Here is a 23,709-nt window from a genome sequence, read left to right on the forward strand (position 1 = left end):
GTGAGAAAGGTCATATGGATATCTTGCGTGGTGCCCCAGCACTGTCTGATTTTCGTGTCCAAAAACTGCTGCAACGCTTCGCACAGATGAGAAACGAGAGTGGAGTAGAGAGCGGAGTAGAGATAGAGGATGTCTATGCCGAATACGTGCACTTTGCCGAGCTGACAAGCCCCCTCTCTCCCCCCGAGCGAGCGACCTTGGGCCAGCTCTTGCGCTACGGCCCGACCATCCCCGAACACACCCCCAGCGGTCAGCTGTTTCTTGTTACCCCCCGCCCCGGCACTATCTCCCCCTGGTCTTCCAAAGCAACCGACATCGCCCACAACTGCGGCCTGAAACAGGTCAAGCGGCTGGAGCGGGGTATTGCCTATTACCTGACCATCAAGGGGCAGGGTGAGCTGAGTGCCGCCCAGTGCAGCGCCATTGCCGCCGTGCTCCATGATCGAATGATGGAAGTGGTGTTTGCCGAGATGAGCGAAGCTGCCGCCCTGTTTGCTCACCACGAGCCGCGCCCCTTCACCCAAGTGGATGTGCTGGGCGGTGGTCGCGCAGCCCTGGCCGAAGCCAACGTGGCGCTGGGTCTGGCGCTGGCCGACGACGAAATCGACTATCTGGTGGAGAACTTCACCAAGTTGGGTCGCAACCCCAACGACATCGAGCTCTACATGTTCGCCCAGGCGAACTCCGAACACTGCCGTCACAAGATCTTCAATGCCGACTGGACCATCGATGGTGAGCAGCAGCCCAAGTCGCTGTTCAAGATGATCAAGAACACCTTCGAGCAGACGCCGGATCATGTCCTCTCTGCCTATAAAGACAACGCCGCCGTGATGGAAGGGAGCCAGGGTGGCCGCTTCTTCCCGAGCCCGGCCAACGGCGAATACCAGTATCACCAGGAACAGGTCGACATCCTGATGAAGGTGGAGACCCACAACCACCCGACCGCGATCTCCCCGTTCCCGGGCGCAGCCACCGGCTCCGGCGGCGAAATCCGCGACGAGGGAGCCACCGGTCGCGGTGCCAAGCCCAAGGCGGGTCTGGTCGGTTTCTCCGTCTCCAACCTGCGCATTCCCGGCTTCGAGCAGCCCTGGGAGCAGGATTTCGGCAAGCCGAGCCGTATCGTCAGTGCCTTCGACATCATGCAGGAGGGGCCGCTCGGCGGCGCCGCGTTTAACAACGAGTTCGGCCGTCCGGCCATTCTCGGCTACTTCCGTACCTTCGAAGAGGAGGTGCCGAGCCACAACGGCGTCGAGGTGCGTGGCTACCACAAGCCCATCATGCTGGCGGGCGGCATCGGCAACATCCGCACCGAGCATGTCCAGAAAGGGGATATCCCGGTTGGCGCGGCGCTGATCGTGCTGGGCGGCCCGGCGATGAACATCGGTCTGGGCGGTGGTGCCGCATCCTCCATGGCCTCCGGCCAGTCAGCCGAAGATCTCGACTTTGCCTCGGTGCAGCGTGATAACCCCGAGATGGAGCGCCGTTGCCAGGAGGTGATCGATCGCTGCTGGCAGCTGGGTGACGACAACCCTATCGTCTTTATCCACGACGTGGGGGCGGGTGGTCTCTCCAACGCCATGCCGGAGCTGGTCAACGACGGTGAGCGTGGCGGTCGTTTCGATCTGCGCGCCATCCAGAGCGACGAGCCGGGCATGAGCCCGCTGGAGATCTGGTGCAACGAATCCCAGGAGCGTTACGTGCTGGCGGTAGCGCAGGACAAGCTGCCGCTGTTCAAGGCGCTGTGCGAGCGCGAGCGCGCACCCTATGCCGTCATCGGCACCGCGACCGAAGAGAAGCATCTGACCCTCTCTGACAGCCACTTTGACAATCAGCCCATCGATCTGCCGCTGGATGTGCTGCTGGGTAAGGCGCCCAAGATGCACCGCGACGTGGTGACCCTGCCTGCCCAAGGCAAAGCGCTCCAGCTCGATGGCATCACTTTGAGTGATGCGGCCGAGCGGGTTCTGCGTCTGCCGACCGTGGCGGAGAAGTCCTTCCTTATCACCATCGGCGATCGCAGCGTGACCGGTCTGGTCAATCGCGACCAGATGGTTGGTCCCTGGCAGATCCCGGTGGCCGATTGCGCCGTCACCGCGGCCACCTACGACAGCTATCACGGCGAAGCCATGTCGATGGGCGAGCGTACTCCGGTGGCGCTGCTCTCCCACGCTGCCTCTGCCCGCATGGCGGTAGCGGAAGCGCTCACCAACCTGGCGCCAACCCACATCGGGTCGCTGAAGCGGGTCAAGCTTTCCGCCAACTGGATGGCCGCTGCCGGTCACCCGGGGGAAGATGCCGGTCTCTATGAGGCGGTCAAGGCGGTGGGCGAGGAGCTCTGCCCGGCCTTGGGCATCACCATTCCGGTGGGCAAGGACTCCATGTCCATGAAGACCCGCTGGCAGCAGGATGGCAAGGAGCACAGCGTCACCTCGCCGCTCTCCCTGCTCATCTCCGCTTTTGCCCGGGTCGAGGATGTGCGCAACACGGTTACTCCGCAACTGCGTACCGATCTCGGTGAAACCGACCTTATCCTCGTCGACCTTGGCAATGGCAAGCAGCGCCTCGGCGCCTCGGCGCTGGCGCAGGTCTATCGCCAGCTGGGTGACAAGGCGCCGGATCTCGACAATCCGGTCCAGCTCAAGGGCTTCTTCAACGCCATTCAGGCGCTGGTGGCTGATCGCAAACTGATCGCCTACCACGACCGCTCCGACGGTGGCCTGTTCGTCACACTGACCGAGATGGCGTTTGCCGGCCACTGCGGCCTCGACATCCAGCTCGATCGCATCGGCGGCGAGCTGCTGCCGGCTCTGTTCAACGAAGAGCTGGGCGCCGTCATTCAGGTGCGTCGTGAAGATAAAGAGGCGGTGATGACCCTGCTGGCCGGTCACGGTCTTGCAGCCTGCTCCCATGTGCTCGGTACCGTGCGCGAAGGGGATCTCATCACCTTGCAGCGGGGCGGTCAGGAGGTCTATCGTGCCAGCCGTACCGCTCTTCGCACCATCTGGGGCGAGACCAGCTGGCAGATGCAGCGGCTGCGCGACAACCCGGCGTGCGCCGACAGTGAGCACGCGGCCCGTCAGGACGCCACTGATCCGGGTCTGCATGCCAAGCTGACTTACAACCCGTCCGAGGATGTGGCTGCTCCCTATATCGCCCGTGGGGTCTCCCCCCGTCTGGCGGTGCTGCGCGAGCAGGGAGTCAACTCCCATGTGGAGATGGCGGCGGCGTTCGATCGTGCCGGTTTCGCGGCAGTGGATGTCCACATGAGCGATATTCTCTCCGGTCGCATCAAGCTGGAGGAGTTCCAGACCCTGGTGGCCTGTGGCGGCTTCTCCTACGGTGACGTGCTGGGTGCCGGTGAAGGCTGGGCCAAGTCCATCCTGTTCAATGACAACGCCCGCGAGCAGTTCCAGCGCTTCTTCGAGCGTGGCGATACCCTCTCTTTGGGTGTCTGCAACGGTTGCCAGATGATGTCCAACCTGCGAGAACTCATCCCGGGTGCTGATCTCTGGCCGCGCTTTGTGCGCAACCGCTCCGAGCGCTTCGAGGCCCGCTTCAGTCAGGTGCAGGTGCAGGAGTCCCCGTCGGCCTTCTTCGCCGGCATGGCAGGCTCGGTGATGCCGATTGCCGTTTCCCACGGGGAAGGGCGTGTCGAGGTGCGCGATGCCGCTCACCTGAGCGCACTGCAGCAGAGCGGTCTGGTAGGGCTGCGTTTTGTCGATAACCGCGGCAGCGTGACCGAGCAGTACCCGGCCAACCCCAACGGCTCGCCGGATGGTATCACCGCCGTGACCACCACCGACGGTCGCGCCACCATCATGATGCCGCACCCGGAGCGGGTGTTCCGCACCGTGGCCAACTCTTGGCACCCCGACAACTGGGGCGAGGACGGCGCCTGGATGCGGATGTTCCGCAACGCCCGGGTTCGTCTGGGTTAATAGAGACAGCACCAGCGCATAAAAACAGAAACCGGCCAATTGGCCGGTTTTTTTATCCGTGTCGTTACGGCTTGCCGAGCGGTTGGGGGATAAAGTCTCCCCGATCGAGGATCCGCAGACAGGCATCCACCACATCCGCATCGAGCTGATGGCCACGCATCTGGATGATCTGCTCACGGGCCTGGGGAATGCCGAGGGCGGCGCGATAGGGGCGATCCGAGGACATGGATTCGACGATATCGGCGACGGTGAGGATGCGGGCCTCCAGCAGGATCTCATCCCCCTTGAGTCCCAGCGGATAGCCGGAGCCATCAAGATACTCGTGGTGCTGGTGGATCATCCGGGCGATGGGCCAGGGGAAGTCGATATCCTTGAGCACCAGATAGCCGATGGCGGGGTGCTCCTTGACCAGCTCGAACTCCAGCGGCGTGAGGCGCTCCGGTTTGGTGAGAATTTCGGCCGGTACCTGGATCTTGCCGATATCGTGCACCATGGCGCCCAGATAGATCCCCCGCAGCCGCTTCTCTTCCAGCCTGAGCTCCCGGCCGATGGCTTGGGCCAGCTTGGCCACATGTTTCTGATGGCCAGCGGTATAGGGATCGCGCTGCTCCAGCACGGCGGCGATGGCTCCCAGCGCATCTTCCAATGCCAGCTCCAGCTGGCGGGCATGGAAGATCTTCTCCTGTTGCGAGCGCAGATAAGCCTGCTGGGTATGGCGCGCCTGCAGGCCATAGGTGAGGTAGTCGGTCAGCTGGATGAAGAGCTGCTCCTCCTCCTGGCTGAACAACCGTGGTTGGTCGCTGTGAATGATCAGCGCATCGGCCAGATCCTCCTGCAGTGGCAAGGGGATCAGCAGACGGGATCGCAACGGATGGTGGCCGGTATGGGGCCGCTCGTGGAAGATCACCTGATTGAGACGCCGCTGGTGGAGGATGGCCTGGGTGAGGGCCTCATCGTTCAACCACAGCGTTTGTTCCGAGGCATCGGCACTGCCTGCCTGCGCCACGATCCTCGGCGGTTGGGCGAGTTCGGGCTGGCCTTGCAGCACTGCCACTAGCGGAAAACGGTCATCGACGGCAATGGCATCGCAGATATCCTGCAGCAGTTGCGGCTCATCGCCCGGTTTGAGCAGGGCGTGGTGGGCGCGGCTGATCGCCTGCTGGGTCCAGCTGTACTGTTGCAGTTTCTCCTGCTGCCACTTCTGCTCGGTAATGTCTTCGAAGAAGACGCCGACCCCCACGATACTCCCCGCCTCATCACGCAGGGGAAACTTGGTGGTGCTGAGCCAGCGGGCTTCTCCCCCCTTCAGATAGGGCTCTTCGATGTGCTGGTGTATCCCCTCGCGCATGACTCGGGCGTCATCCTCCCGATAGCGTTGTACCAGTTCGGGGGGAAAGAAGTCGCAGTCATTCTTGCCCACCAGTGCCTCTGTTGAGAGGGCGAGATCCGCCGCCAGCAGGCGGTTGCCCGCGATGTAGCTGAATCGGGTGTCTTTGAGCAGCACCCGATAGGGAAGCTGATCCATCACCTGGGTCAGCAACAGCGCCGAGGAGGGGAGCGCATCGGTCAGTGGGTGGGGGAGTGCACAGGAGGTGAGGAGTTCGGACATCTTATCCCGCCTTGTCTGCAAGTTGACTGATGGGAGGGCCGAAGTGGTAGCCGGTCTGCCAGAGCACGATACAGCTGTTGACCACTTTTTCATCGTAACGGATCCCGGCATAGCGGGTCAGTTCGGCAAAGGCGTCACTCAGGGGCATGGCCCGGCGGAACGGGCGATGGGAGGTCATGGCGATCAGCGAATCGGCCACCCGGATAATGCGCGCCTCCAGGGTAATGGCGTTGCCCGCCAGTCCCTGAGGATAGCCGCTGCCATCGAGGTTTTCGTGGTGCTGCAGCACTATGGTGGCGATGGGCCAGGGGAAGTCGATCTGTTTGAGAATATCGTGGCCGGCCTGGGGGTGCTGCTTGATCAGTTCGAACTCCACCGGCCGCAATTCACGTGGGCGGGTGATGATCTCGGTGGGGATCTGCAGCAGGCCGATATTGTGCACCATGGCCGCCAGTCCCAGCGCATCCAGCCGCTCTTGCCGCAGTTGCATGGCCTGCCCGATGGCCAGTGCCAAATCGCGCACCCTCAGCTCATGGCCCACACTGTTGCGATCCTTGTGGCTGATGGCGCTGGCGAGGGCACTGATGGTCTGGAACAGCAGCTCACGCTGGTGGCGCTCGCTCTCCTTGAGGCGGGTGATGTCGACCAGGGTGCCGATGATGCCGGCAACCATCCCCTGATGGTCATAGAAGAGATCCTTGAAACAGATGACCTGATAGCGCATGCCATTGCGGTCATGCAACTGCTGTTCGATGCACTGGGGCTGGCGACTTCGCAGCAACTCGGCTTCTCGCATGCTGTAGGCCTCGGCAAGCCCGACTGGCAGCAGCTCCTCGACCCGTCGACCCAGCAGCGCCTCCTTGCCGATGCCGATCACCTGATTGAAGGCCTGGTTGCAGCCCAGAAATCGCCCTTCGATATCTTTGTAGAACACCGGGATCGGGATGGCCTTGAGCAGGGATTCGTTGAAGTGTTTCAGATCCTTCAGTTCGGCCTGCTGACGCAGGGCGAGTAGCTCGCTGTCCTTGCAGAGGGAAATGGCGCGGGCCAGGTTGCCGAGCACCGGGCTGAACAGATGGCAGACCGGTACGATCTGCTGATGTGGCTGGGGGGCGAGCAGCAAGATGAGATAACCCCCTTCAACCTTGAGCCGATAGGCAAACTGGTAGGGGCGGCTGCCCGGCAGGGGGAGCATCTGTTGCAGCAGGCAGTGCTCCTCCTCGCTGACCCACCCGGGCAGGGTCAGGGTGGTGCCGGTGTGCTGGCGCAGCTGCTCGTCGCCGATCACCTTGAGCAGCTTGTATCCCTCCCGTTGTTGCTGCAATACCGCGCCAACCGGCGTGGCGCAGTGATGCATGAAGCGTTGCAGTACCTTGGTGAGCAGCGCATCCAGCGTGACTTCACGCCCGATGCAGAGCGCCAGATCGCAGACGATGGCCATGGCGTGGTCGTTGTTCATATCAATGCCCCGTTACAGAGAATGGCGCCGTTATGAAATTGGGGGTAATCCCCATGGCGCACGCTGCCAATTTCGCCAAGGGAGAGGGCTCCTGCCAGATCGCCGGCCCCCGAGTGGGTCAGCAGGGTGCGCAGCTCGGTCACCGTCTGCTGGTCGAAGTGCAGCTGGCGTCCTGCGCAGTAGTAGACCTCCAGCAAGTGTGCCCGGGTGAGGGTTTGTTGCTGGTTGAGGCGCCAGGCCAGTGAGCAGGTATGTTCGGTGGCACTCTCTGGCGCCTTCAGCAGGGTGAGGATGCTGTGCTCCGCGACCTCGCCGGCGCAGAGCAGGGCGCCGTCATCGTTTGCCTCGACGGGTATCCTGACAATCACATCCCCGTTGGCCCGCAGCAGGCCCAGTGGCATGTGCACCACGAAACGGTAGAGCTCCTCGCGCACCATAGTGTGCTGGAATTGCTGGCGGATCAGCCCCTGATATTTTTGAAAGGCCGGTTGCCAATCGATGTAGGCAATCTTGTTCGCTTCACTGCTGGTGGCCAGCATTGGTTGGGCCGAGAGTTGGTAACCATGTTCCAGAAAGGGAAAGCTGTTGCTGGGCAGCAGCGTGCAGGTGACCCCGTAGGCAAGTTGCCGTTGATTGTCGAACAGGCAGGCACGGGGGGTGAAGCTGCCGCTGCCTGCGTTGGCGCCGGCATAGTTGACGCGATTGGCCAGTTGCAGATAAAGCGCATCCAGAATGGAGGCGATATTGGGAATGAGGTTGTCGAAGGTCAGAAACAGGGTTGGTGGCGGCGAAGGGGTTGGCCAGGTGGCCAGCATGCTTTCCACCTGTTCCGCAATCAGTTGGGCAAGGGATGCTGCGCTGGCCTGCGGTGTCAGGGGCAGCAGTGTGGCGTGATAGGGGTTGGCTCTGGGCAGTAGCCAGGCCCCTTGCGGCAACAATCCTTGCGCACTGATCAATTGGGGGAAGATGGCGCCATCCAGGGCGATGTTGAAGTCGCGGCACAACTGCTGCAACAGGGGAACCTGCGCGCAATCCTGTTCGGCCAGCAGTATGGTCAGCTTGCCTCCTTGCAAGGGTGCCAGCGTGGCGGCCAGTTCTGTCGGGTTAAATTGGCAAACGTAGTGTTGCTTCATCAATCTGAACTCCATTCCAGAATATAACCAATATATCAATAAGGAATTCAAGAGGGTATGAGGATCTCGCCCGGTTCTGGTTGTATGGCAAAAACCATGATGGGCATCACCCTCGCTGATTGATCTGTCATTTGCTGGCTCGCGGAGTGCGCGATGCTGTCGGGCCGGAAAGAGAAAACCGGCAGCCAAGGCTGCCGGTTTTGCGGGTAATGAGGGGTAGTGACGGTAAAGGTTACTGCAATACCACGTGCTGGAACCCTTGTACCAGGCTGATGACCGGCTGGGGATAGAGCCCCAGCAACACCACCAGCGCTGCAGAGAGCAGCACTACCACACCACCGGAGGAGAGAGCCCAGTCGGCGCTGGCATCGCGCTGCTGCATACCCGGTTCGCGCAGATAGAGGGTTACCATCACCTTGAGGTAGTAGTAGAGACCCAGTGCGCTGCCGAGCACGATGGCACCGGAGAGCCACCAGAGCTGCGCCTCGACGGTGACGCCGATGAGGTAGAACTTGCCGATAAAGCCGAGGGTCATCGGGATGCCCGCGAGTGACAACATCATCACCGTCAGTACGGCAGTCAGATAGGGGCGCTTCCAGAACAGACCACGATAGCTGTGCAGGGAGTCGGCATCCTTGCCGCGATAGGGGCTCGACATCATGCTCACCACCCCAAAGGCACCCAGGCTGGTGAACAGATACATCAGCAGGTAGACCCCGGCTGCTTCCACCGGCATCTGGCCGAATCGGCTCGCCACGATCACCGCCAGCAGGTAACCGAAGTGGGAGATGGAGGAGTAACCCAGCATCCGTTTGACGTTGGTCTGCACCAGGGCCAGCAGGTTGCCGACCAGGATGGAGATGACCGCCATGGCTGCCAGCAGCCAGTGGATCATGGGATCGCTCGCCGCCGGTACCGCCAGATAGAAACGCAGCAGCACGGCAAAGACCGCTACCTTGCTGACGGTGGCGAGGAAGGTGGCGACCGGTGCCGGGGCACCTTCGTAGACATCCGGGGTCCAGAGGTGGAAGGGGGCCAGGGAGAGTTTAAAGGCAAAGCCGACCAGCATTAACCCCAAACCGCCCATCAGCAGCGGGTGGTGAGCAGGGCTCTCGGCCAGGGTCTGCCCCAGGGCGGCAAAGCTCAGGCTGCCTGCCTGCGCGTAGAGCAGCGCCATACCAAACAACAGGAAAGCGGTAGCCGCAGCGGAGAGCACCATGTACTTCACTGCCGCTTCCAGCGAGTGGCGCTCGCGGTAGGCGTAACCCACCAGACCGAACATCGGCAGGGTCAGCATCTCGATCCCGATAAAGAGAGAGGCGAGGTGACGGGAGCAGGCCAGCACCAGACCACCAGCGGTGGCGATCAGCAGCAGCAGGAAAAACTCCTCCCGGTTATCCGGGTAGGCTTTCAGCCAGGACTGACCGAAGGTGCAGGTGGCTAGAGCGCCGATCAGTACCAGTCCCATGTAGAAGACGGCGTAACTGTCCACTTGCAGCAGCGGGGTGACCCCCTGATCCCCTTGCGCCATCACGATGGGCAGCGAGAACAGAGCAAGGTTGAGGCCAACAATGGTCACGGTAAAGGCGGTGGTGACACAGCGGCGCCAGGCGATGGCCAGCATCAGGGCCGCCATGGCCCCGGTGGTCAACAGCAGGGGAAGCAGTGCCAGCAGTTGGGAAGCGGAGAAAGTCATTGCAGGGCTCCAGCAGTCGGCAGCAGATACCAGTGCAGCACGTTGATAAGGCTGCTGCTGGCGGTGTCAATCACGGGTTGGGGATAGAGGCCAAGCAGAACCAGCAGGCCCGCGATCACCATCATCATGGTCAGCTCGCGGCGATCCAGTCCCTTGAGCATGCTCTCATCCTTGGCGGGGCCAAAGCAGGCGCGCTGCAACATGATGAGGGAGTAGACCGAGGCCAGTACCAGACCGAAGGTGGCGACCGCCGTGATGACAGGGGCAACCTGGAAGCTGCCGACCAGGATCAGGAACTCGCCGACAAAGTTGCCGGTGCCCGGCATGCCGAGCGACGCTACCGAGAAGAAGAGCATCACGCCGGGCAGATAGCGCAGGCGTCCCCACAGGCCGCCCATCTGGCGCAGATCCCGGGTGTGCAACCGCTCGTAGAGCTGACCGCAGAGGATAAAGAGGCCGGCAGCCGAGAGACCGTGGGCGATCATCTGCACCACGGCGCCCTGCAGGGCCAGCTCGCTACCCGAGTAGATGGCGATCATCACAAAACCCATGTGGGAGATGCTGGTGTAGGCTACCAGCCGTTTGATGTCGGTCTGGGCAAAGGCCACGATGGCACCGTAGACGATCCCGATCAGGCCAAGCACCATGGCGTAGGGAGCAAACTCGGCGGACGCCTCGGGGAAGAGCGGCAAGGCAAAGCGCAGCAGACCGTAGGCGGCGGTTTTGAGCAAAATACCGGCTAGATCCACCGAACCTGCGGTCGGCGCCTGACTGTGGGCATCCGGCAGCCAGCCGTGCAGCGGTACCAGCGGCATCTTGACCGCGAAGGCGATAAAGAATCCCAGCATCAGCAGCCACTGAACGCCCTTGCTCATCGGTGTATTGAGCAGCTCCAGATAGTTGAAGGTGAAGACTCCGGTGGCATGCTGGTGGGTCAGCACCAGCCCGATGATGGCCACCAGCATGATAAGGCCGCTCACCTGGGTGTAGATGAAGAACTTGGTTGCGGCGTTGATCCGTGATTTGCCGTCAGTGACCGAATGGCCCCAGAGCGCAATCAGGAAGTACATGGGGACCAGCATCATCTCCCAGAAAAAGAAGAAGAGGAACAGGTCCAGCGCCATAAAGACCCCGAGCACGCCGCCCAGGATCCAGAGCAGGTTGAGGTGGAAAAAGCCAATGCGCTGCACGATCTCTTTCCACGAACAGAGGATGGCCAGCACCCCGATAAAGCAGGTGAGGATCACCATCAAGAGCGACAGGCCATCCACCGCCAGATGCAAAGAGATGCCGAAGCGGGGGATCCACGGCAGGCGCCACTCGGCGGCCCAGGCGGAGGCAGCACCGGAGACGCCCGCGCTGTCGAGGCCCGTGGTGGCAAGGGAGAAGTCTCCACTTAGCCAGATGGCACAGGAGAGCAGCAGGCTGGCGCTCATGGAGAGCAGGGCTACCCAGCGGACAAACTGCCCGCCGAGACGCTCCATCTGCCAGCAGAGCAAGCCGCCGATAAAAGGAATTAGCAAGATCCAGAGTAAGGTCACGGTATCAGCTCTCGTTCAAGTTCATATGAGATTGCGCTCCCTGTTCCATCAGGGAGAGCAAACAGCCCGGCTGTACGATCTTCGTGTTGTTCATCGCGTTATCCCAGCAGCAACAGCGCCAGCACCAGCACGGCGCCGATCCCCATGGAGGCGGCATACCAGCGCAACTTGCCGGTCACGGTCCAGGACAGCAGCTGGTTGCCACGCAGAGCAAGCCAGGCGGGCAGGCCCATCATCCAGTCCAGCGGATCCTGCCCGACCAGACGGGTCGCCAGCAGATAGGGTTTGACCCACAGCTGGTCGTAGAGCCAGTCAAAGCCCCAGGCGTTGAACCAGAGGGTGCTGAGCAGACGGCCCGGAGCGCTGTTGGCAATGGAGGTGGCCAGACGGCGCTCACCAAGGAACAGAAACGCGGCCAGCGCGATGCCAGCAATGGCTATGATGCCGGAGGCTACCTCCAGCCCATGGCGACCCTCTTCGATATGGTCCCCCGGGCCTGCGGGGAGTACACCTGCCAGTGGCGGGGTGATCAGCGCGCCTATGCCGGTAGAAAGCACCAGCAGCACCAGCAGCGGCAGATGGTGAGCCAGACCGTGGCCCGCATGGGCTTTGGTCTGCTCTTTGCCATGGAAGGCGATAAAGATCAGCCGGAAGGTGTAGAGCGAGGTGAGGAATGCCCCCGCCAGACCTGCCCACAGCAGCGCGCTTTGGCCAGAGGCTTCTACTTGCCACAGGATGGCGTCCTTACTGTAGAAACCGGAAGTGACCAGCGGCAACGCCGCCAGCGCCGAGCCCCCCACCAGGAAGCAGGCGTAGACCAGCGGCAAACTCTTGCGCAGGCCACCCATCTTGAAGATGTTCTGCTCATGGTGGCAGGCAACGATAACGGCACCGGCGGAGAGGAACAGCAGCGCCTTGAAGAAGGCGTGGGTCATCAGGTGGAAGATGGCCCCTTCCCATGCGCCGACACCCAGTGCCAGAAACATGTAGCCAATCTGGCTCATGGTGGAGTAGGCGAGGATCCGCTTGATATCGGTCTGAACCAGCGCGGCAAAGCCTGCCAGCACTAGGGTGATGGCGCCAACCAGCCCGACCAGATGGAGGATCTCTGGCGCCAGCAGGAACAGGCCGTGGGTACGGGCAATCAGGTAGACACCAGCGGTCACCATGGTGGCAGCGTGGATCAACGCGGAGACCGGCGTAGGGCCAGCCATCGCATCCGCCAGCCAGGTTTGCAGCGGCAGCTGGGCTGATTTGCCGACCGCGCCGCCCAGGAGCATCAGGCAGGCCAGCGACAGGGCAGGGGAGCCCTCGGCAAACAGGGTCGGGGCACGAACCAGCAGCTCGTGGATATTGAGGGTGCCCAGTTCCCGATAGAGGATAAACAGACCGATGGCGAGGAAGACATCACCCACCCGGGTCACGACAAATGCCTTGAGGGCCGCCGCTCCGTTCTTGCGATCCTTGTAGTAGAAGCCGATCAGCAGATAGCTGCACAGCCCCACCCCTTCCCAGCCGAGGTAGACAAACAGCAGGTCATCGGCCAGCACCAGAAACAGCATGCTGGCGATAAAGAGGTTGGTGTAGGTGAAGAAGCGGGAGTAACCCTCTTCTCCGCGCATATACCAGGAGGCAAACAGGTGAATGAAGAAACCCACCCCAGTCACCACCCCCAGCATGGTCAGCGACAGGCCATCCAGTGCCAGCGAGAAGCTCGGGGTAAAGTTGCCCACCGCCATCCATTGCCACAGGCGCTGGACATAGACGCCCCCCTCGGGCGGGTTGCCCAGAAAGTCGATGCCCACCCACAGGGTAGTGAGGGCCGACAGGCCAATGGAGCCTACCCCGATCAGCGCCGAGGTACGCTCACCAAACCGGCCGAGGGAGAAGGCCAGCACCAGCCATCCCAGCAGCGGAAATAGAAAAGTCAGATATAAGAGGCTCATCCGCGCATCTCGCTCACAGTGTCCACGTTCAGGGTGTGGTAACGACGATAGAGCAGCAGTAACAGGGCAAGGCCGATACTGGCCTCCGCTGCCGCCAGAGAAATCACCAAGATATACATGATCTGGCCATCGGCCTGGGCCCAGCGGCTACCCGCCACCACAAACGCCAGTGCCGAGGCATTCATCATGATTTCGATACTCATCAGGATATAGAGCAGATTGCGGCGGATCAGCAGACCGCACAAGCCGATGCAGAAGAGCACCGCGGCCAGCAGGAGGCCGTGCTCCATAGGGATTCCATTCATTGCTGACCTCCTTCTTGTGCAGAGCGGGATGCTGTGCGCGGGACGGAGAGCACTTCACCGCTCTTCTCTTCCCGACCCAGGTGATAGGCGGTTACCAGACCCGCCAGCAGCAGGATGGAGGCAAGCTCCACCGCCAGCACATAGGGGCCAAAGAGCTCGACACCCACCTGCTTGGCGGTCACCTCGGTCACTCCGATCAGGCCCCCGGTCACCCCGAGAATGCCGTGGGCCAGAAAGCCCAGCAGGATCAGCGAGAGCAGGGCAGGGCCCCCCCAGGTCATGGGGGTGAGCCACTTTTTCTCCTGTGCCTGGGCACTCCCCAGGTTCAGCATCATCACCACGAACACGAACAGCACCATGATGGCGCCGGCGTAGACGATCACCTGCAGGGCGCCCGCAAAGGCGGCACCCAGGCAGAAGAAGATCATGGCCACGGCGATGAGGGAGATGATGAGATTGAGCAGCGCATGCATGGGATTGCTGGTGCTGATCACCCGCAGCGTGCTGTAAATGGCCACCAGGGCCGAGGCATAAAATGCCAGTTCCATGATTGACTCCTCAGGGCAGCAGGCTCTTGACATCGATGGGCTTGGCTTCGTTTTCGGCATCCCCTTTCGGCTTGCCGTCGATGGCCATCCCGCTCATGCGATAGAAGTTGTAGTCCGGGTATTTGCCGGGCCCGCTGATCAGCAGATCCTCCTTCTCGTACACCAGATCCTGGCGGCGATACTCACCCATCTCGAAATCCGGTGTCAGCTGGATGGCGGTGGTGGGGCAAGCCTCTTCACACAGGCCGCAGAAGATGCAGCGAGAGAAGTTGATGCGAAAGAACTCCGGATACCAGCGACCATCTTCCCGCTCGGATTTTTGCAGCGAGATGCAGCCGACCGGGCAGGCAACTGCGCAGAGGTTGCAGGCCACGCAGCGCTCGTCCCCGTCGGGGTCGCGGGTCAGCACGATGCGACCGCGGTAGCGGGGGGCCGCATAGACTGCCTGTTCCGGATAGTTGAGGGTTTCACGGGGCCGCCAGGCATGGGAGAAGACCATGGCCAGACTGCGTAACTGGGTGCCGACACCCTGAATAATGCTAACAATTTTCATATTGAGTGCCTCACTGCGTACTTATCAGTACAACTGCCGCGGTGACCAGCATATTGATCAGGGTCAGCGGCAAGCAGACTTTCCAGCCAAACGACATCACCTGGTCAAAGCGCGGGCGAGGCAGGGAGGCCCGCAGCAGGATGAAGAACACCATGAAACAGGCGGTCTTCAGGGCAAACCAGATGAAGGGGGGCAGCCAGGGGCCGTGCCAGCCACCGAAGAAGAGGGTCACGATGAGCGAGGAGATCAGCACGATGCCGATATATTCGCCCACGAAGAAGAGACCCCACTTCATCCCCGCATACTCGATGTGATAGCCGTCGGCGAGCTCCTGCTCGGCTTCTGGTTGATCGAACGGGTGACGGTGGGTGACGGCGACACCGGCAAACAAGAAGGTGACAAAGCCCAGGATCTGGGGCACCACGTTCCACAAGTCTGCCTGTGCCTCGACGATATCCCGTAGGTTGAAGCTGCCGGTCTGGATGACGATGCCCATCAGCGACAAGCCCAGGAATACCTCGTAGGAGAGGGTCTGGGCCGAGGCGCGCAAGCTGCCGAGCAATGAGTATTTGTTGTTGCTCGACCAGCCGGCGAACAGCACCGCATAGACCGCCAACCCCGCGATGGCCAAGATGTAGAGCAGCCCCACATTGAGATCCGCCACGCCCCAGGTGGGGGTGATGGGCACCACCGCAAACGCCAGAATAAAGGCAGTGAAGGCGATGATGGGGGCCAGGATAAAGATCCGCCGATCAGCGAACGGCGGGATCCAGTCCTCCTTGAAGAACATCTTGATCATGTCGGCGGCCAGCTGGAGCAGACCAAATGGCCCGACCCGGTTGGGGCCATAGCGATCCTGCCACAGAGCCAGCAGGCGACGCTCGATGAAGCTCATGAAGGCGCCTGCCCCCACGATCCCCACCAGCACGATCAGTGCCTTGCCCACCTCCAGCAACAGATCGATCAGCGACTCGCTCATGCGATGACCTCCTGCAGGTTAGTGATTGAGGCTTGTTGCAGGGCCGTCGGCAGGCCGTTCACCCCAAGGGGGAGCCCCACCAGACCGGCGCTCAGCTGCTCGCTAAGCCGCAGACGCAGTTGCCAGTGGCTACCGCCCCAGGAGAAGGAAACCTGACTGCCCCCGTGGAGGGCCAGACGCTGCGCATCAAGGGGATTGAGCACCAGCTCGGGTTCGTTCATCCGGGCCTGAATGACCGGGCTGCGAGCGGAGAGCTCCTCACCGCCAAACAGCTGGGCATAATTGACCACTTGCAGCGCATCCTCTGCCTTGAAGGGGGAGGGGATGGTAGTAAACCAGCCAAGGGTATCTTCGCTTGCTTCCAGCAGACGGCGACCCGGATCGCCAGCACGTAGTTTGCCACCCACTTCATCCTGGAACTTGTTCCAGGCGGAGGGGGAGTTCCAGCCGGGCGCCCAGGCAAAGGGCACTTGCGGCAGCGGCTGACGGGCTCCGGCATACCCTTCCATGGAGAAGTTGAAGGGGGAGTCGGGATCTTGCGCTACCCGCGGTTCGCTGACGTTCTGATCCGCCAGCATGGAGGTGCGACCGCTGTAGCGGTGTGGCTCACGTGCCAGCCGCATGCCACGGATCCGCAAGCCTGCGTTGGGCGCCGCTTCCAGCATGGTAGCGAGCAGCGGATTGCTGGTGGCGCAGTCATGATTGACCTGGTCGAAGTTCTGCCAGCGCAGCGGCTTGCGTTCTATCGCCCCTTGCAGCGCCGCCAGCCAGCGCCACCCTTCACGCACCTGAATATCGGCGTTGTAGAAGGCGGGCGCATAGACCTGGAAGAAGCGCTGGGCGCGCCCTTCCATGTTCACCAGAGTGCCATCGGCCTCGGCAAAACTGGCCGCTGGCAGTACCAGATCTGCCTTGTTGGCGGTCGGGGTCGCCTGATGGTCGATGACCAGCAGGTGCTGCAGCCGTGCCAGCGCAGCATCCACCCGGTTGCGCGGCGCGCGGCGGTAGAGATCGTTCTCCAGGGTGACCAGCGCCAACCCCTCTTCTGACTCGATACGCGCAAGGGCGGCTTCGAGTGGCTTGTCTGACAAGGTTTGAGCGCCCAGCATGGCCAGACCCAGCGAGTTGGCCTCCTGGCCAACCAGCGCGATGTTGGCTTCCAGACCTCGGCCTTTCAGGGCGCGGGCAATGTTGCTGGCCGCCTCAAGCAGCGCCACATCGCGGGCACTGGAGCCTGCAATGATGAGCGGCTTCCTGGCGTTGCCGAGCAGCTCGGCCCAGCGAGTCGCTTGTGCCTGCAGCTCGGGGCAGAGGTCGGCCACGGCCGGTGCACTCGGGTCGAGCAGGTTGGCGATGGCAAAGCCAAGGCGCGCCTGATCGGCATAGGGGGCGTGCAGCTTGTCGGCCGCCACATCGTCAAGACGGGTGGTGTCGAGGCTGGTGATGAGCAGCGGGTAGCGCTCATTCTGACCCAGGGTCTGTACGGCGGCGACTTGCCACAGATCCACCTTCATCTTGCGGGCCAGCTCGCGAGCCTTGCCCTTGACGGCTTGACGCAGCGCCAACGCGATACGGGCGGCGCTCATGGTGACATCTTCGCCGAGCAGCAGAATGGCGTCAGCCTCTTCCATGTCCCGCAGGCTCGGAGTCGGCACGCCGCCCTGTTGCAGGATCTGCAGCATCTTCAGCTGACAGGCCCACTCGGCCTGCTCGACGCCAGCGTAGAAGTTGGCTTCACCCACCAGCTCGCGCAGGGCAAAGTTGCTCTCCAGCGAGGCGCGGGGCGAGCCGATGCCGATGAGGCCACGGGCCGTGCGCAGGGCATCGGCGGCTCGGTTGAGGGCGCCATCGACTGTGATGGTCAGCTGGTCGTTGCCATCTTTGAGCAGCGGTTGGCGCGGGCGGTCCGCCAGATTGACGTAGCCATAGCCAAAGCGGCCACGGTCACAGAGGAAGTAGTGGTTGACGCTGCCGTGGAAGCGGTTTTCGATGCGGCGCAGCTCGCCATAACGCTCGCCCGGACTGATGTTGCAGCCCACGGAGCATTGCTGGCAGATGCTGGGGGCAAATTGCATGTCCCACTTGCGGTTGTAGCGCTCGGAGTGGGTCTTGTCGGTGAAGACGCCGGTGGGGCAGACCTCCACCAGGTTGCCGGAAAATTCACTCTCCAGGGTGCCATCCTCGACCCGCCCGAAATAGACGTTGTCGTGGGCACCATAGACCCCGAGATCCTCGCCACCGGCATAATCCTTGTAGTAGCGGACGCAGCGGTAGCAGGCGATGCAGCGGTTCATCTCGTGGCTGATGAAGGGGCCGAGATCCTGATTCTGGTGGGTGCGTTTGGTGAAGCGGTAGCGACGGCTGTTGTGGCCTGTCATCACCGTCATGTCCTGCAGGTGGCAGGCGCCGCCCTCTTCACACACCGGGCAGTCGTGGGGGTGGTTGGTCATCAGCCACTCCACCACGCTCTTGCGAAATTCTTTAGCCTCTTCATCCTCGATGGCGATGTAGCTGCCATCGGTGGCCGGGGTCATGCAGGACATGACCAGACGACCGCGTTTGTCATCGGCATTCTGATACTGTTTGACCGCACACTGGCGGCAGGCGCCAACGCTACCCAGCGCCGGATGCCAGCAGAAATAGGGGACGTCCAGACCCAGCGACAGACAGGCTTGCAGCAGGTTATCTGCTCCGTCTACCTCGTACTCTTTGCCGTCTACATAAATGGTTGCCATACAACTTCCCTGAAACCTGTTTTGTGAAATCTGTGGTGTCGTTACCAGCGCTCGCCCAGCAGATTGGGCTGGATCCCTTTGACCGGCTTGCGGTTATCACCGCTGCCTTTGATCCCGGCCTCGAATTCGGAGCGGAAATATTTGATGGCGCTGGCCAGCGGCTCGACGGCGCCCGGTGCGTGGGCGCAGAATGTCTTGCCCGGGCCAAGGAAACCGCAGAGTTGCTCCAGGGTCGCCAGATCGCCGGATTGCCCTTCGCCACGTTCCAGTGCCCGCAGCAGCTTGACGCTCCAGGGCAGGCCGTCGCGGCAGGGCGTGCACCAGCCACACGACTCGCGGGCGAAGAACTCCTCCATGTTGCGCAGCAGGGAGACCATGCTGATGGAGTCATCCACCGCCATGGCGAGGCCAGTCCCCATCCGGGTGCCGACCTTGCCGATACCGGCGGTATACATCTGGGCATCGAGGTGTTCCGGCAGCAGGAAGCCGGTTCCCGCGCCGCCCGGTTGCCAGGCTTTCAGGCGATAGCCGCTCTTCATCCCGCCGGCGTAATTTTCAAACAGCTCGCGGGCGGTGATGCCAAAGGGCAGCTCCCAGACGCCCGGGTTGTTCACCTTGCCGGAGAAGCCCATCAGCTTGGTGCCGTGATCTTCCGAGCCCGGCAGCGCCAGAGCGTGATACCAGGCGACCCCGTTGCCGATGATGGCGGGGACGTTGCAGAGGGTTTCGACGTTGTTGACGCAGGTGGGTTTGCCCCAGACGCCGGAAACGGCGGGGAAGGGGGGCTTGGCGCGCGGGTTGGCGCGGCGCCCTTCCAGCGAATTGATCAGCGCCGTCTCTTCACCACAGATGTAGCGACCGGCGCCGGTGTGGACGAACAGCTCGAAGTCAAAACCGGAGCCCAGAATGTTCTTGCCCAGTAGGCCGGCGGCCTTGGCCTCTTCCACCGCACGGCGCAGGTGGATGGCAGCATCCACATACTCGCCGCGCAGGAAGATATAGCCGCGATAGGCCTTGAGCGCCCGGGCACTGATGATCATCCCCTCGATCAGCAGATGGGGCAGTTGCTCCATCAGCAGGCGATCTTTCCAGGTGTTGGGTTCCATCTCGTCGGCGTTGCAGAGCAGGTAACGGATGTTCATGCTCTCGTCTTTGGGCATCAGCCCCCACTTCACGCCAGTGGGGAAGCCCGCGCCGCCACGCCCCTTGAGACCGGCATCCTTGACGGTGCTGACGATCTCGTCCGGGCTCATCTGGCCGAGCGCCTTGCGGGCTGCGTCATAGCCCTGTTTGGCCTGATACTCCTCCAGCCACACCGGCTGGCCGTCATCACGTAGCCGCCAGGTGAGCGGGTGGGTCTCGGCGGTGCGTGCCGTGCGGTTGGCGGTGCCAAGAGAGGCGAGGATCTTGTTCTGCGGCAGGCTCATGGGTAAGCCTCCAGGGTTTTCAGCAAGGTCACCGGATCGAGGCCGCCATAGGTATCGTCATCGATCATGATGGCTGGCCCCTTGTCGCAGTTGCCAAGGCAGCAGACCGGCAGCAGGGTGAAGCGGCCATCCGGGGTGGTTTGACCGGGGCCGAGCTTCATCACCTCCTTGAGACCGGCCAGCAGATCTTCATGGCCATTGATGTAGCAGACCATGCTGTCGCAGACGCGGATGATGTGACGCCCTACTGGCTGGCGGAAGATCTGGCTGTAGAAGGTGGCGACCCCCTCCACGTCGCTGGCGGGAATGCCGAGCTCGGCCGCGATGGCGTGAATGGCGCCGTCGGGTACCCAGCCTCTGGCCTGCTGCACGATCTTGAGCGCTTCGATGCTGGCGGCGCGGGGATCTTCGTAGTGGTGTTTCTCGTGTTCGATGGCATCGCGTTCAGCCTGGCTCAGAACGAAGTCGTCCTGTTTGCTGCTGCATGCCCCTTGCCCCTGTGGGGTCTGATTATTGTGACACTGACATTGCTGGCTCATGACTTGACCTTTGGTGGCTTGTCCTTTTACTGCTCGTCCGGCGATCCCGATTCCCGGCCATGGCCGGGAGGGCGGATCACTTAACGGTCCACATCCGACATAACAAAATCGATACTGCCCAGATAGACGATGAGGTCCGACACCATGCTGCCCTTGATCACCGAGGGGATCTGCTGCAGGTGAGCAAAGCTCGGGGTGCGGATCCGGGTCCGGTAGCTCATGGTGGAGCCATCGCTGGTCAGGTAGTAACTGTTGACGCCCTTGGTCGCCTCAATCATCTGGAACGATTCGGCAGCGGGCATCACCGGGCCCCACGACACTTGCAGGAAGTGGTTGATCAGGGTCTCGATGTGCTGCAGGGTGCGCTCTTTGGGCGGCGGGGTGGTGAGGGGGTGATCCGCCTTGAAGGGGCCCTCCGGCATGTTCTTCATGCACTGCTCGATGATCGACATGCTCTGGCGGATCTCCTCGATCCGCACGGTGGCTCTGTCGTAGGCATCGCCATTGCTGCCGACCGGCACTTCAAAGTCGAACTGATCGTAACCGGAGTAGGGGCGCCACTTGCGCACGTCGAAGTTGAGGCCGGTGGCGCGCAATCCGGCCCCCGTGGTGCCCCAGGACAACGCCTGCTCGGTGGTGTAGGCAGAGACGCCTATGGTGCGACCGCGAAGAATGCTGTTGCGCATCGCCGCTTTTTCGTAATCTATCAGCCGCTTGGGCAGCCAGCTTAGCAGGTTGTCCTGCACCAGCCGCTGCCATCCCTTCGGCAGGTCGTGGGCCACACCGCCGATACGGAACCAGGCCGGGTGCATGCGGGCACCGGTGATCGCTTCGATGATGGTGTAGATCTTCTGCCGGTCGGTGAAGGTGAAGAAAACCGGGGTCATGGCCCCCACGTCCTGGATATAGGTCCCGAGGAACAAGAGGTGGCTCTGGATGCGGAACAGTTCCGCCATCATCACCCGGATCATGTCGACCCGCTGCGGCACCTTGATGCCGGCCAGCTTCTCGACCGCCAGCACATAGGGGAGGTTGTTCATCACCCCGCCCAGATACTCGACCCGGTCGGTATAGGGGATGTAACTGTGCCAGGATTGGCGCTCGCCCATCTTCTCGGCACCACGATGGTGGTAGCCGATGTCGGGCACGCAGTTGCGGATCTCCTCGCCATCGAGCTGCAACACCAAGCGGAAGGCGCCGTGGGCAGAGGGGTGGTTGGGGCCGAGGTTGAGGAACATGTAGTCCTCGTTCTCGTTGCCGCGGGCCAGGCCCCACTCTTCCGGTTTGAACAGCAGGTTCTCCTGCTCCATGTCCTGTTTGGCGGCATCGAGCATGAAGGGATCGAATTCGGTAGCGCGCGCCGGGTAATCCTTGCGCAGCGGGTGACCCTGCCAGCTCTTGGGCATCATGATGCGGGTCAGATGGGGGTGGCCATCGAAGGTGATGCCCATCAGATCCCATACTTCCCGCTCGTACCAGTTGGCATTGGGGAAGTGGTTGGTGATGGTGGGCAGATGCAGGTCACTTTCGGCCAACGCCACTTTCAACATCACATCGGCGTTACGGTCGATGGAGATGAGGTGATAGAAGACGGTGAAATCGCTCTGGGGCAGACCGTCGCGATGGCTGCGCAGCCGCTCATCGGTGGCGCTGAGATCAAACAGCATCACGAACGGGGAGGGCACTTTGCGCAAAAAGCCCATCACATCCTGCAGCAGTTCACGGGGGAGCCAGACCACCGGCACGCCGGTGCGTGTGGTCTGCACGGTGAAGTGCTCGGCCCCGAAGTGGGCAAACAGTTCGCCAATGACTTTGGCATCCTTGTGGTCGCTGGGCTGCCACTGGGCCATGGCGTAATTGCTGGGAAAATCACGAGTCAGTTTCATGGTCAGATCTCATCCGGCGTGCGCAGGTTGGTCACATTGATCCGTTCGCCGCGCTTGCGCTCTTTTTCGGCCTGCATCTGGGGACGGTAGATCCCCTGATCGCCCACTACCCAGGAGAGGGGGCGGCGCTCTTTGCCGATGGAGTCCTGCAGCAGCATCAGGGCTTGCAAAAAGGCTTCGGGACGGGGCGGGCAACCCGGAATGTAGACGTCGACCGGCAGGAACTTGTCCACCCCCTGCACCACGGAATAGATGTCATACATGCCGCCTGAGTTGGCACAGGCCCCCATGGAGATCACCCACTTGGGTTCGAGCAACTGTTCATACAGGCGCTGGATGACTGGCGCCATCTTGATGAAGGGGGTCCCTGCAATCACCATGAAATCGGCCTGACGGGGCGAAGCGCGGATAACTTCGGCGCCGAAGCGGGCCACATCGTGGGGGGAGGTGAAGGCGGTACACATCTCCACGTAGCAGCAGGAGATGCCGAAGTTGTAAGGCCAGAGGGAGTTTTTGCGGCCCCAGTTGACAGTGTCTTGCAGCACCTCTTCGAGACGGCCCATCATGATGCCGCGCGTCGCTTCTTGCGCCAGTGGGTCATCGACGGTCTGGCGCTGCTCCTGGGGGTAGCGCTCAACGGGTGCATCCGGGTCAATCCGGGTCAGGGTGTACTTCATGGTGCAACCTCAAGGAAAGGGTCTGTGGTTCAATCACTGTTTTTGTTGTTCAGCTGCGGTTTGCGCGGTGACCAGTCCAGTGCGCCGATGCGCCAGAGGTAGATCAGGCCGATAAGCAGCAGTCCGATGAAAATGGTGGCTTCAATAAAGCCGACCCAGCCACTCTCCCGCACGGAGACAGACCAGGCAAACAGGTAGAGCGCCTCGACGTCGAAGATGACGAAGAACATGGCGACCAGATAGAACTTGGCGGAAAAACGCAGGCGGGCACTGCCGACCGAGTCGACACCAGATTCAAATGGCTTGTTCTTGGTGCGGCCGTAGGCACGACCGCCCAGCAGGGCGGCGAGGCCTATCATTACCAGACAGATGGTGATGGCACCGATGACATAAATGGCAAAAGCCCAATGTTGAGCAGAAATATCAGCAAACATAGAGGTTTTTCCTAACCAAATTAATCAAGTGACTTAACAATAATGTTACGCATTATGACACTTTCGCACTGATTTACATGTCATTTTTACGGGTTAATTATTAATCGGTTAATCGGTAATTAAATTTTGTTAAGAAGCGCACTTTTTTGTTGGTTATGGTGGGCGAGAAAAGCCTGGAAAGCGCAGAGAGTTGCTCCTCGCCATCACCTGAAAGGGGTATGTCGCGTGCGGAGCAGGATCAGATCGGTATCGCGGGCAGGGGGCACAGGCGGGAGAAGAGCGTGATGGCGGGTGAGGTAGGGGG

At 61.7% G+C, this 23,709-nt stretch carries 17 protein-coding genes; 1 reads left to right on the forward strand and 16 read right to left on the reverse strand.

What is annotated here, in order from left to right; all coding sequences use genetic code 11:
• Positions 1 to 14: 14 nt before the first annotated feature.
• Entirely contained in the window at positions 15 to 3,938 is a 3,924-nt protein-coding gene (gene purL / locus NOM06_RS05785) for a phosphoribosylformylglycinamidine synthase (RefSeq protein ID WP_236316792.1), read from the forward strand.
• Between the two features lie 64 nt (positions 3,939 to 4,002).
• Here the strand turns inward: purL and NOM06_RS05790 are convergent, their stop codons facing one another.
• From NOM06_RS05790 to NOM06_RS05865, 16 genes are all read right to left on the reverse strand, one after another.
• Positions 4,003 to 5,547, reverse strand: coding sequence for an HD domain-containing phosphohydrolase (locus NOM06_RS05790; protein WP_127006460.1), 1,545 nt, complete (start codon positions 5,545 to 5,547; stop codon positions 4,003 to 4,005).
• A 1-nt stretch (position 5,548) separates the two neighbouring features.
• Entirely contained in the window at positions 5,549 to 7,006 is a 1,458-nt protein-coding gene (locus tag NOM06_RS05795; RefSeq protein ID WP_127006461.1) for an HD-GYP domain-containing protein, read from the reverse strand.
• Positions 7,003 to 8,139: an FIST signal transduction protein gene (locus NOM06_RS05800; RefSeq protein ID WP_110303233.1), complete on the reverse strand. Its 1,137-nt coding sequence runs from the start codon at positions 8,137 to 8,139 to the stop codon at positions 7,003 to 7,005. Before NOM06_RS05800 ends, NOM06_RS05795 begins: the two co-directional genes overlap by 4 nt.
• A gap of 232 nt (positions 8,140 to 8,371) precedes the next feature.
• Positions 8,372 to 9,835 (reverse strand): NADH-quinone oxidoreductase subunit NuoN, encoded by a 1,464-nt coding sequence (gene nuoN, locus NOM06_RS05805; RefSeq protein WP_005351071.1) that lies wholly within the window; start codon positions 9,833 to 9,835, stop codon positions 8,372 to 8,374.
• Positions 9,832 to 11,376: an NADH-quinone oxidoreductase subunit M gene (gene nuoM, locus NOM06_RS05810; RefSeq protein ID WP_005337249.1), complete on the reverse strand. Its 1,545-nt coding sequence runs from the start codon at positions 11,374 to 11,376 to the stop codon at positions 9,832 to 9,834. The genes nuoN and nuoM overlap by 4 nt, the downstream gene beginning before the upstream one ends.
• A gap of 98 nt (positions 11,377 to 11,474) precedes the next feature.
• The gene (gene nuoL / locus NOM06_RS05815; RefSeq protein WP_139430140.1) at positions 11,475 to 13,322 is read right to left on the reverse strand and encodes an NADH-quinone oxidoreductase subunit L; all 1,848 of its coding nucleotides are present in this window, start codon (positions 13,320 to 13,322) and stop codon (positions 11,475 to 11,477) included.
• Positions 13,319 to 13,627 (reverse strand): NADH-quinone oxidoreductase subunit NuoK, encoded by a 309-nt coding sequence (gene nuoK / locus NOM06_RS05820; RefSeq protein WP_005337247.1) that lies wholly within the window; start codon positions 13,625 to 13,627, stop codon positions 13,319 to 13,321. The genes nuoL and nuoK overlap by 4 nt, the downstream gene beginning before the upstream one ends.
• Positions 13,624 to 14,175, reverse strand: a complete 552-nt coding sequence (nuoJ, locus tag NOM06_RS05825) for an NADH-quinone oxidoreductase subunit J (protein ID WP_005359828.1) — start codon at positions 14,173 to 14,175, stop codon at positions 13,624 to 13,626. Before nuoJ ends, nuoK begins: the two co-directional genes overlap by 4 nt.
• A gap of 10 nt (positions 14,176 to 14,185) precedes the next feature.
• Complete coding sequence (gene nuoI, locus NOM06_RS05830) at positions 14,186 to 14,728, reverse strand: NADH-quinone oxidoreductase subunit NuoI (protein WP_005337245.1); 543 nt, start codon at positions 14,726 to 14,728, stop codon at positions 14,186 to 14,188.
• Between the two features lie 10 nt (positions 14,729 to 14,738).
• Positions 14,739 to 15,707: an NADH-quinone oxidoreductase subunit NuoH gene (gene nuoH / locus NOM06_RS05835; protein WP_005337244.1), complete on the reverse strand. Its 969-nt coding sequence runs from the start codon at positions 15,705 to 15,707 to the stop codon at positions 14,739 to 14,741.
• On the reverse strand, positions 15,704 to 18,442 hold the full coding sequence (nuoG, locus tag NOM06_RS05840) for an NADH-quinone oxidoreductase subunit NuoG (protein ID WP_255910379.1): 2,739 nt from the start codon (positions 18,440 to 18,442) through the stop codon (positions 15,704 to 15,706). Before nuoG ends, nuoH begins: the two co-directional genes overlap by 4 nt.
• Positions 18,443 to 18,483: 41 nt before the next feature.
• Positions 18,484 to 19,869 (reverse strand): NADH-quinone oxidoreductase subunit NuoF, encoded by a 1,386-nt coding sequence (gene nuoF, locus NOM06_RS05845; protein ID WP_255910381.1) that lies wholly within the window; start codon positions 19,867 to 19,869, stop codon positions 18,484 to 18,486.
• Positions 19,866 to 20,408, reverse strand: a complete 543-nt coding sequence (gene nuoE / locus NOM06_RS05850; protein WP_201946086.1) for an NADH-quinone oxidoreductase subunit NuoE — start codon at positions 20,406 to 20,408, stop codon at positions 19,866 to 19,868. The genes nuoF and nuoE overlap by 4 nt, the downstream gene beginning before the upstream one ends.
• Positions 20,409 to 20,488: 80 nt before the next feature.
• Positions 20,489 to 22,294, reverse strand: coding sequence for an NADH-quinone oxidoreductase subunit C/D (nuoC, locus tag NOM06_RS05855; protein ID WP_103251695.1), 1,806 nt, complete (start codon positions 22,292 to 22,294; stop codon positions 20,489 to 20,491).
• Between the two features lie 2 nt (positions 22,295 to 22,296).
• Positions 22,297 to 22,971 (reverse strand): NADH-quinone oxidoreductase subunit B family protein, encoded by a 675-nt coding sequence (locus tag NOM06_RS05860; protein WP_005344917.1) that lies wholly within the window; start codon positions 22,969 to 22,971, stop codon positions 22,297 to 22,299.
• A gap of 29 nt (positions 22,972 to 23,000) precedes the next feature.
• The gene (locus tag NOM06_RS05865; RefSeq protein WP_005344919.1) at positions 23,001 to 23,405 is read right to left on the reverse strand and encodes an NADH-quinone oxidoreductase subunit A; all 405 of its coding nucleotides are present in this window, start codon (positions 23,403 to 23,405) and stop codon (positions 23,001 to 23,003) included.
• Positions 23,406 to 23,709 lie beyond the last annotated feature (304 nt).

Source organism: Aeromonas sp. JL9 (assembly GCF_024436075.1).
Lineage (GTDB): Bacteria > Pseudomonadota > Gammaproteobacteria > Enterobacterales > Aeromonadaceae > Aeromonas > Aeromonas veronii.

Coding starts and splice junctions, on each gene's coding strand:
- purL (WP_236316792.1), top strand. CDS start 15: ATGGATATCTTGCGTGGTGCCCCAGCACTGTCTGATTTTCGTGTCCAA.
- NOM06_RS05790 (WP_127006460.1), bottom strand. CDS start 5,547: ATGTCCGAACTCCTCACCTCCTGTGCACTCCCCCACCCACTGACCGAT.
- NOM06_RS05795 (WP_127006461.1), bottom strand. CDS start 7,006: ATGAACAACGACCACGCCATGGCCATCGTCTGCGATCTGGCGCTCTGC.
- NOM06_RS05800 (WP_110303233.1), bottom strand. CDS start 8,139: ATGAAGCAACACTACGTTTGCCAATTTAACCCGACAGAACTGGCCGCC.
- nuoN (WP_005351071.1), bottom strand. CDS start 9,835: ATGACTTTCTCCGCTTCCCAACTGCTGGCACTGCTTCCCCTGCTGTTG.
- nuoL (WP_139430140.1), bottom strand. CDS start 13,322: ATGAGCCTCTTATATCTGACTTTTCTATTTCCGCTGCTGGGATGGCTG.
- nuoK (WP_005337247.1), bottom strand. CDS start 13,627: ATGAATGGAATCCCTATGGAGCACGGCCTCCTGCTGGCCGCGGTGCTC.
- nuoJ (WP_005359828.1), bottom strand. CDS start 14,175: ATGGAACTGGCATTTTATGCCTCGGCCCTGGTGGCCATTTACAGCACG.
- nuoI (WP_005337245.1), bottom strand. CDS start 14,728: ATGAAAATTGTTAGCATTATTCAGGGTGTCGGCACCCAGTTACGCAGT.
- nuoH (WP_005337244.1), bottom strand. CDS start 15,707: ATGAGCGAGTCGCTGATCGATCTGTTGCTGGAGGTGGGCAAGGCACTG.
- nuoG (WP_255910379.1), bottom strand. CDS start 18,442: ATGGCAACCATTTATGTAGACGGCAAAGAGTACGAGGTAGACGGAGCA.
- nuoF (WP_255910381.1), bottom strand. CDS start 19,869: ATGAGCCTGCCGCAGAACAAGATCCTCGCCTCTCTTGGCACCGCCAAC.
- nuoE (WP_201946086.1), bottom strand. CDS start 20,408: ATGAGCCAGCAATGTCAGTGTCACAATAATCAGACCCCACAGGGGCAA.
- nuoC (WP_103251695.1), bottom strand. CDS start 22,294: ATGAAACTGACTCGTGATTTTCCCAGCAATTACGCCATGGCCCAGTGG.
- NOM06_RS05860 (WP_005344917.1), bottom strand. CDS start 22,971: ATGAAGTACACCCTGACCCGGATTGACCCGGATGCACCCGTTGAGCGC.
- NOM06_RS05865 (WP_005344919.1), bottom strand. CDS start 23,405: ATGTTTGCTGATATTTCTGCTCAACATTGGGCTTTTGCCATTTATGTC.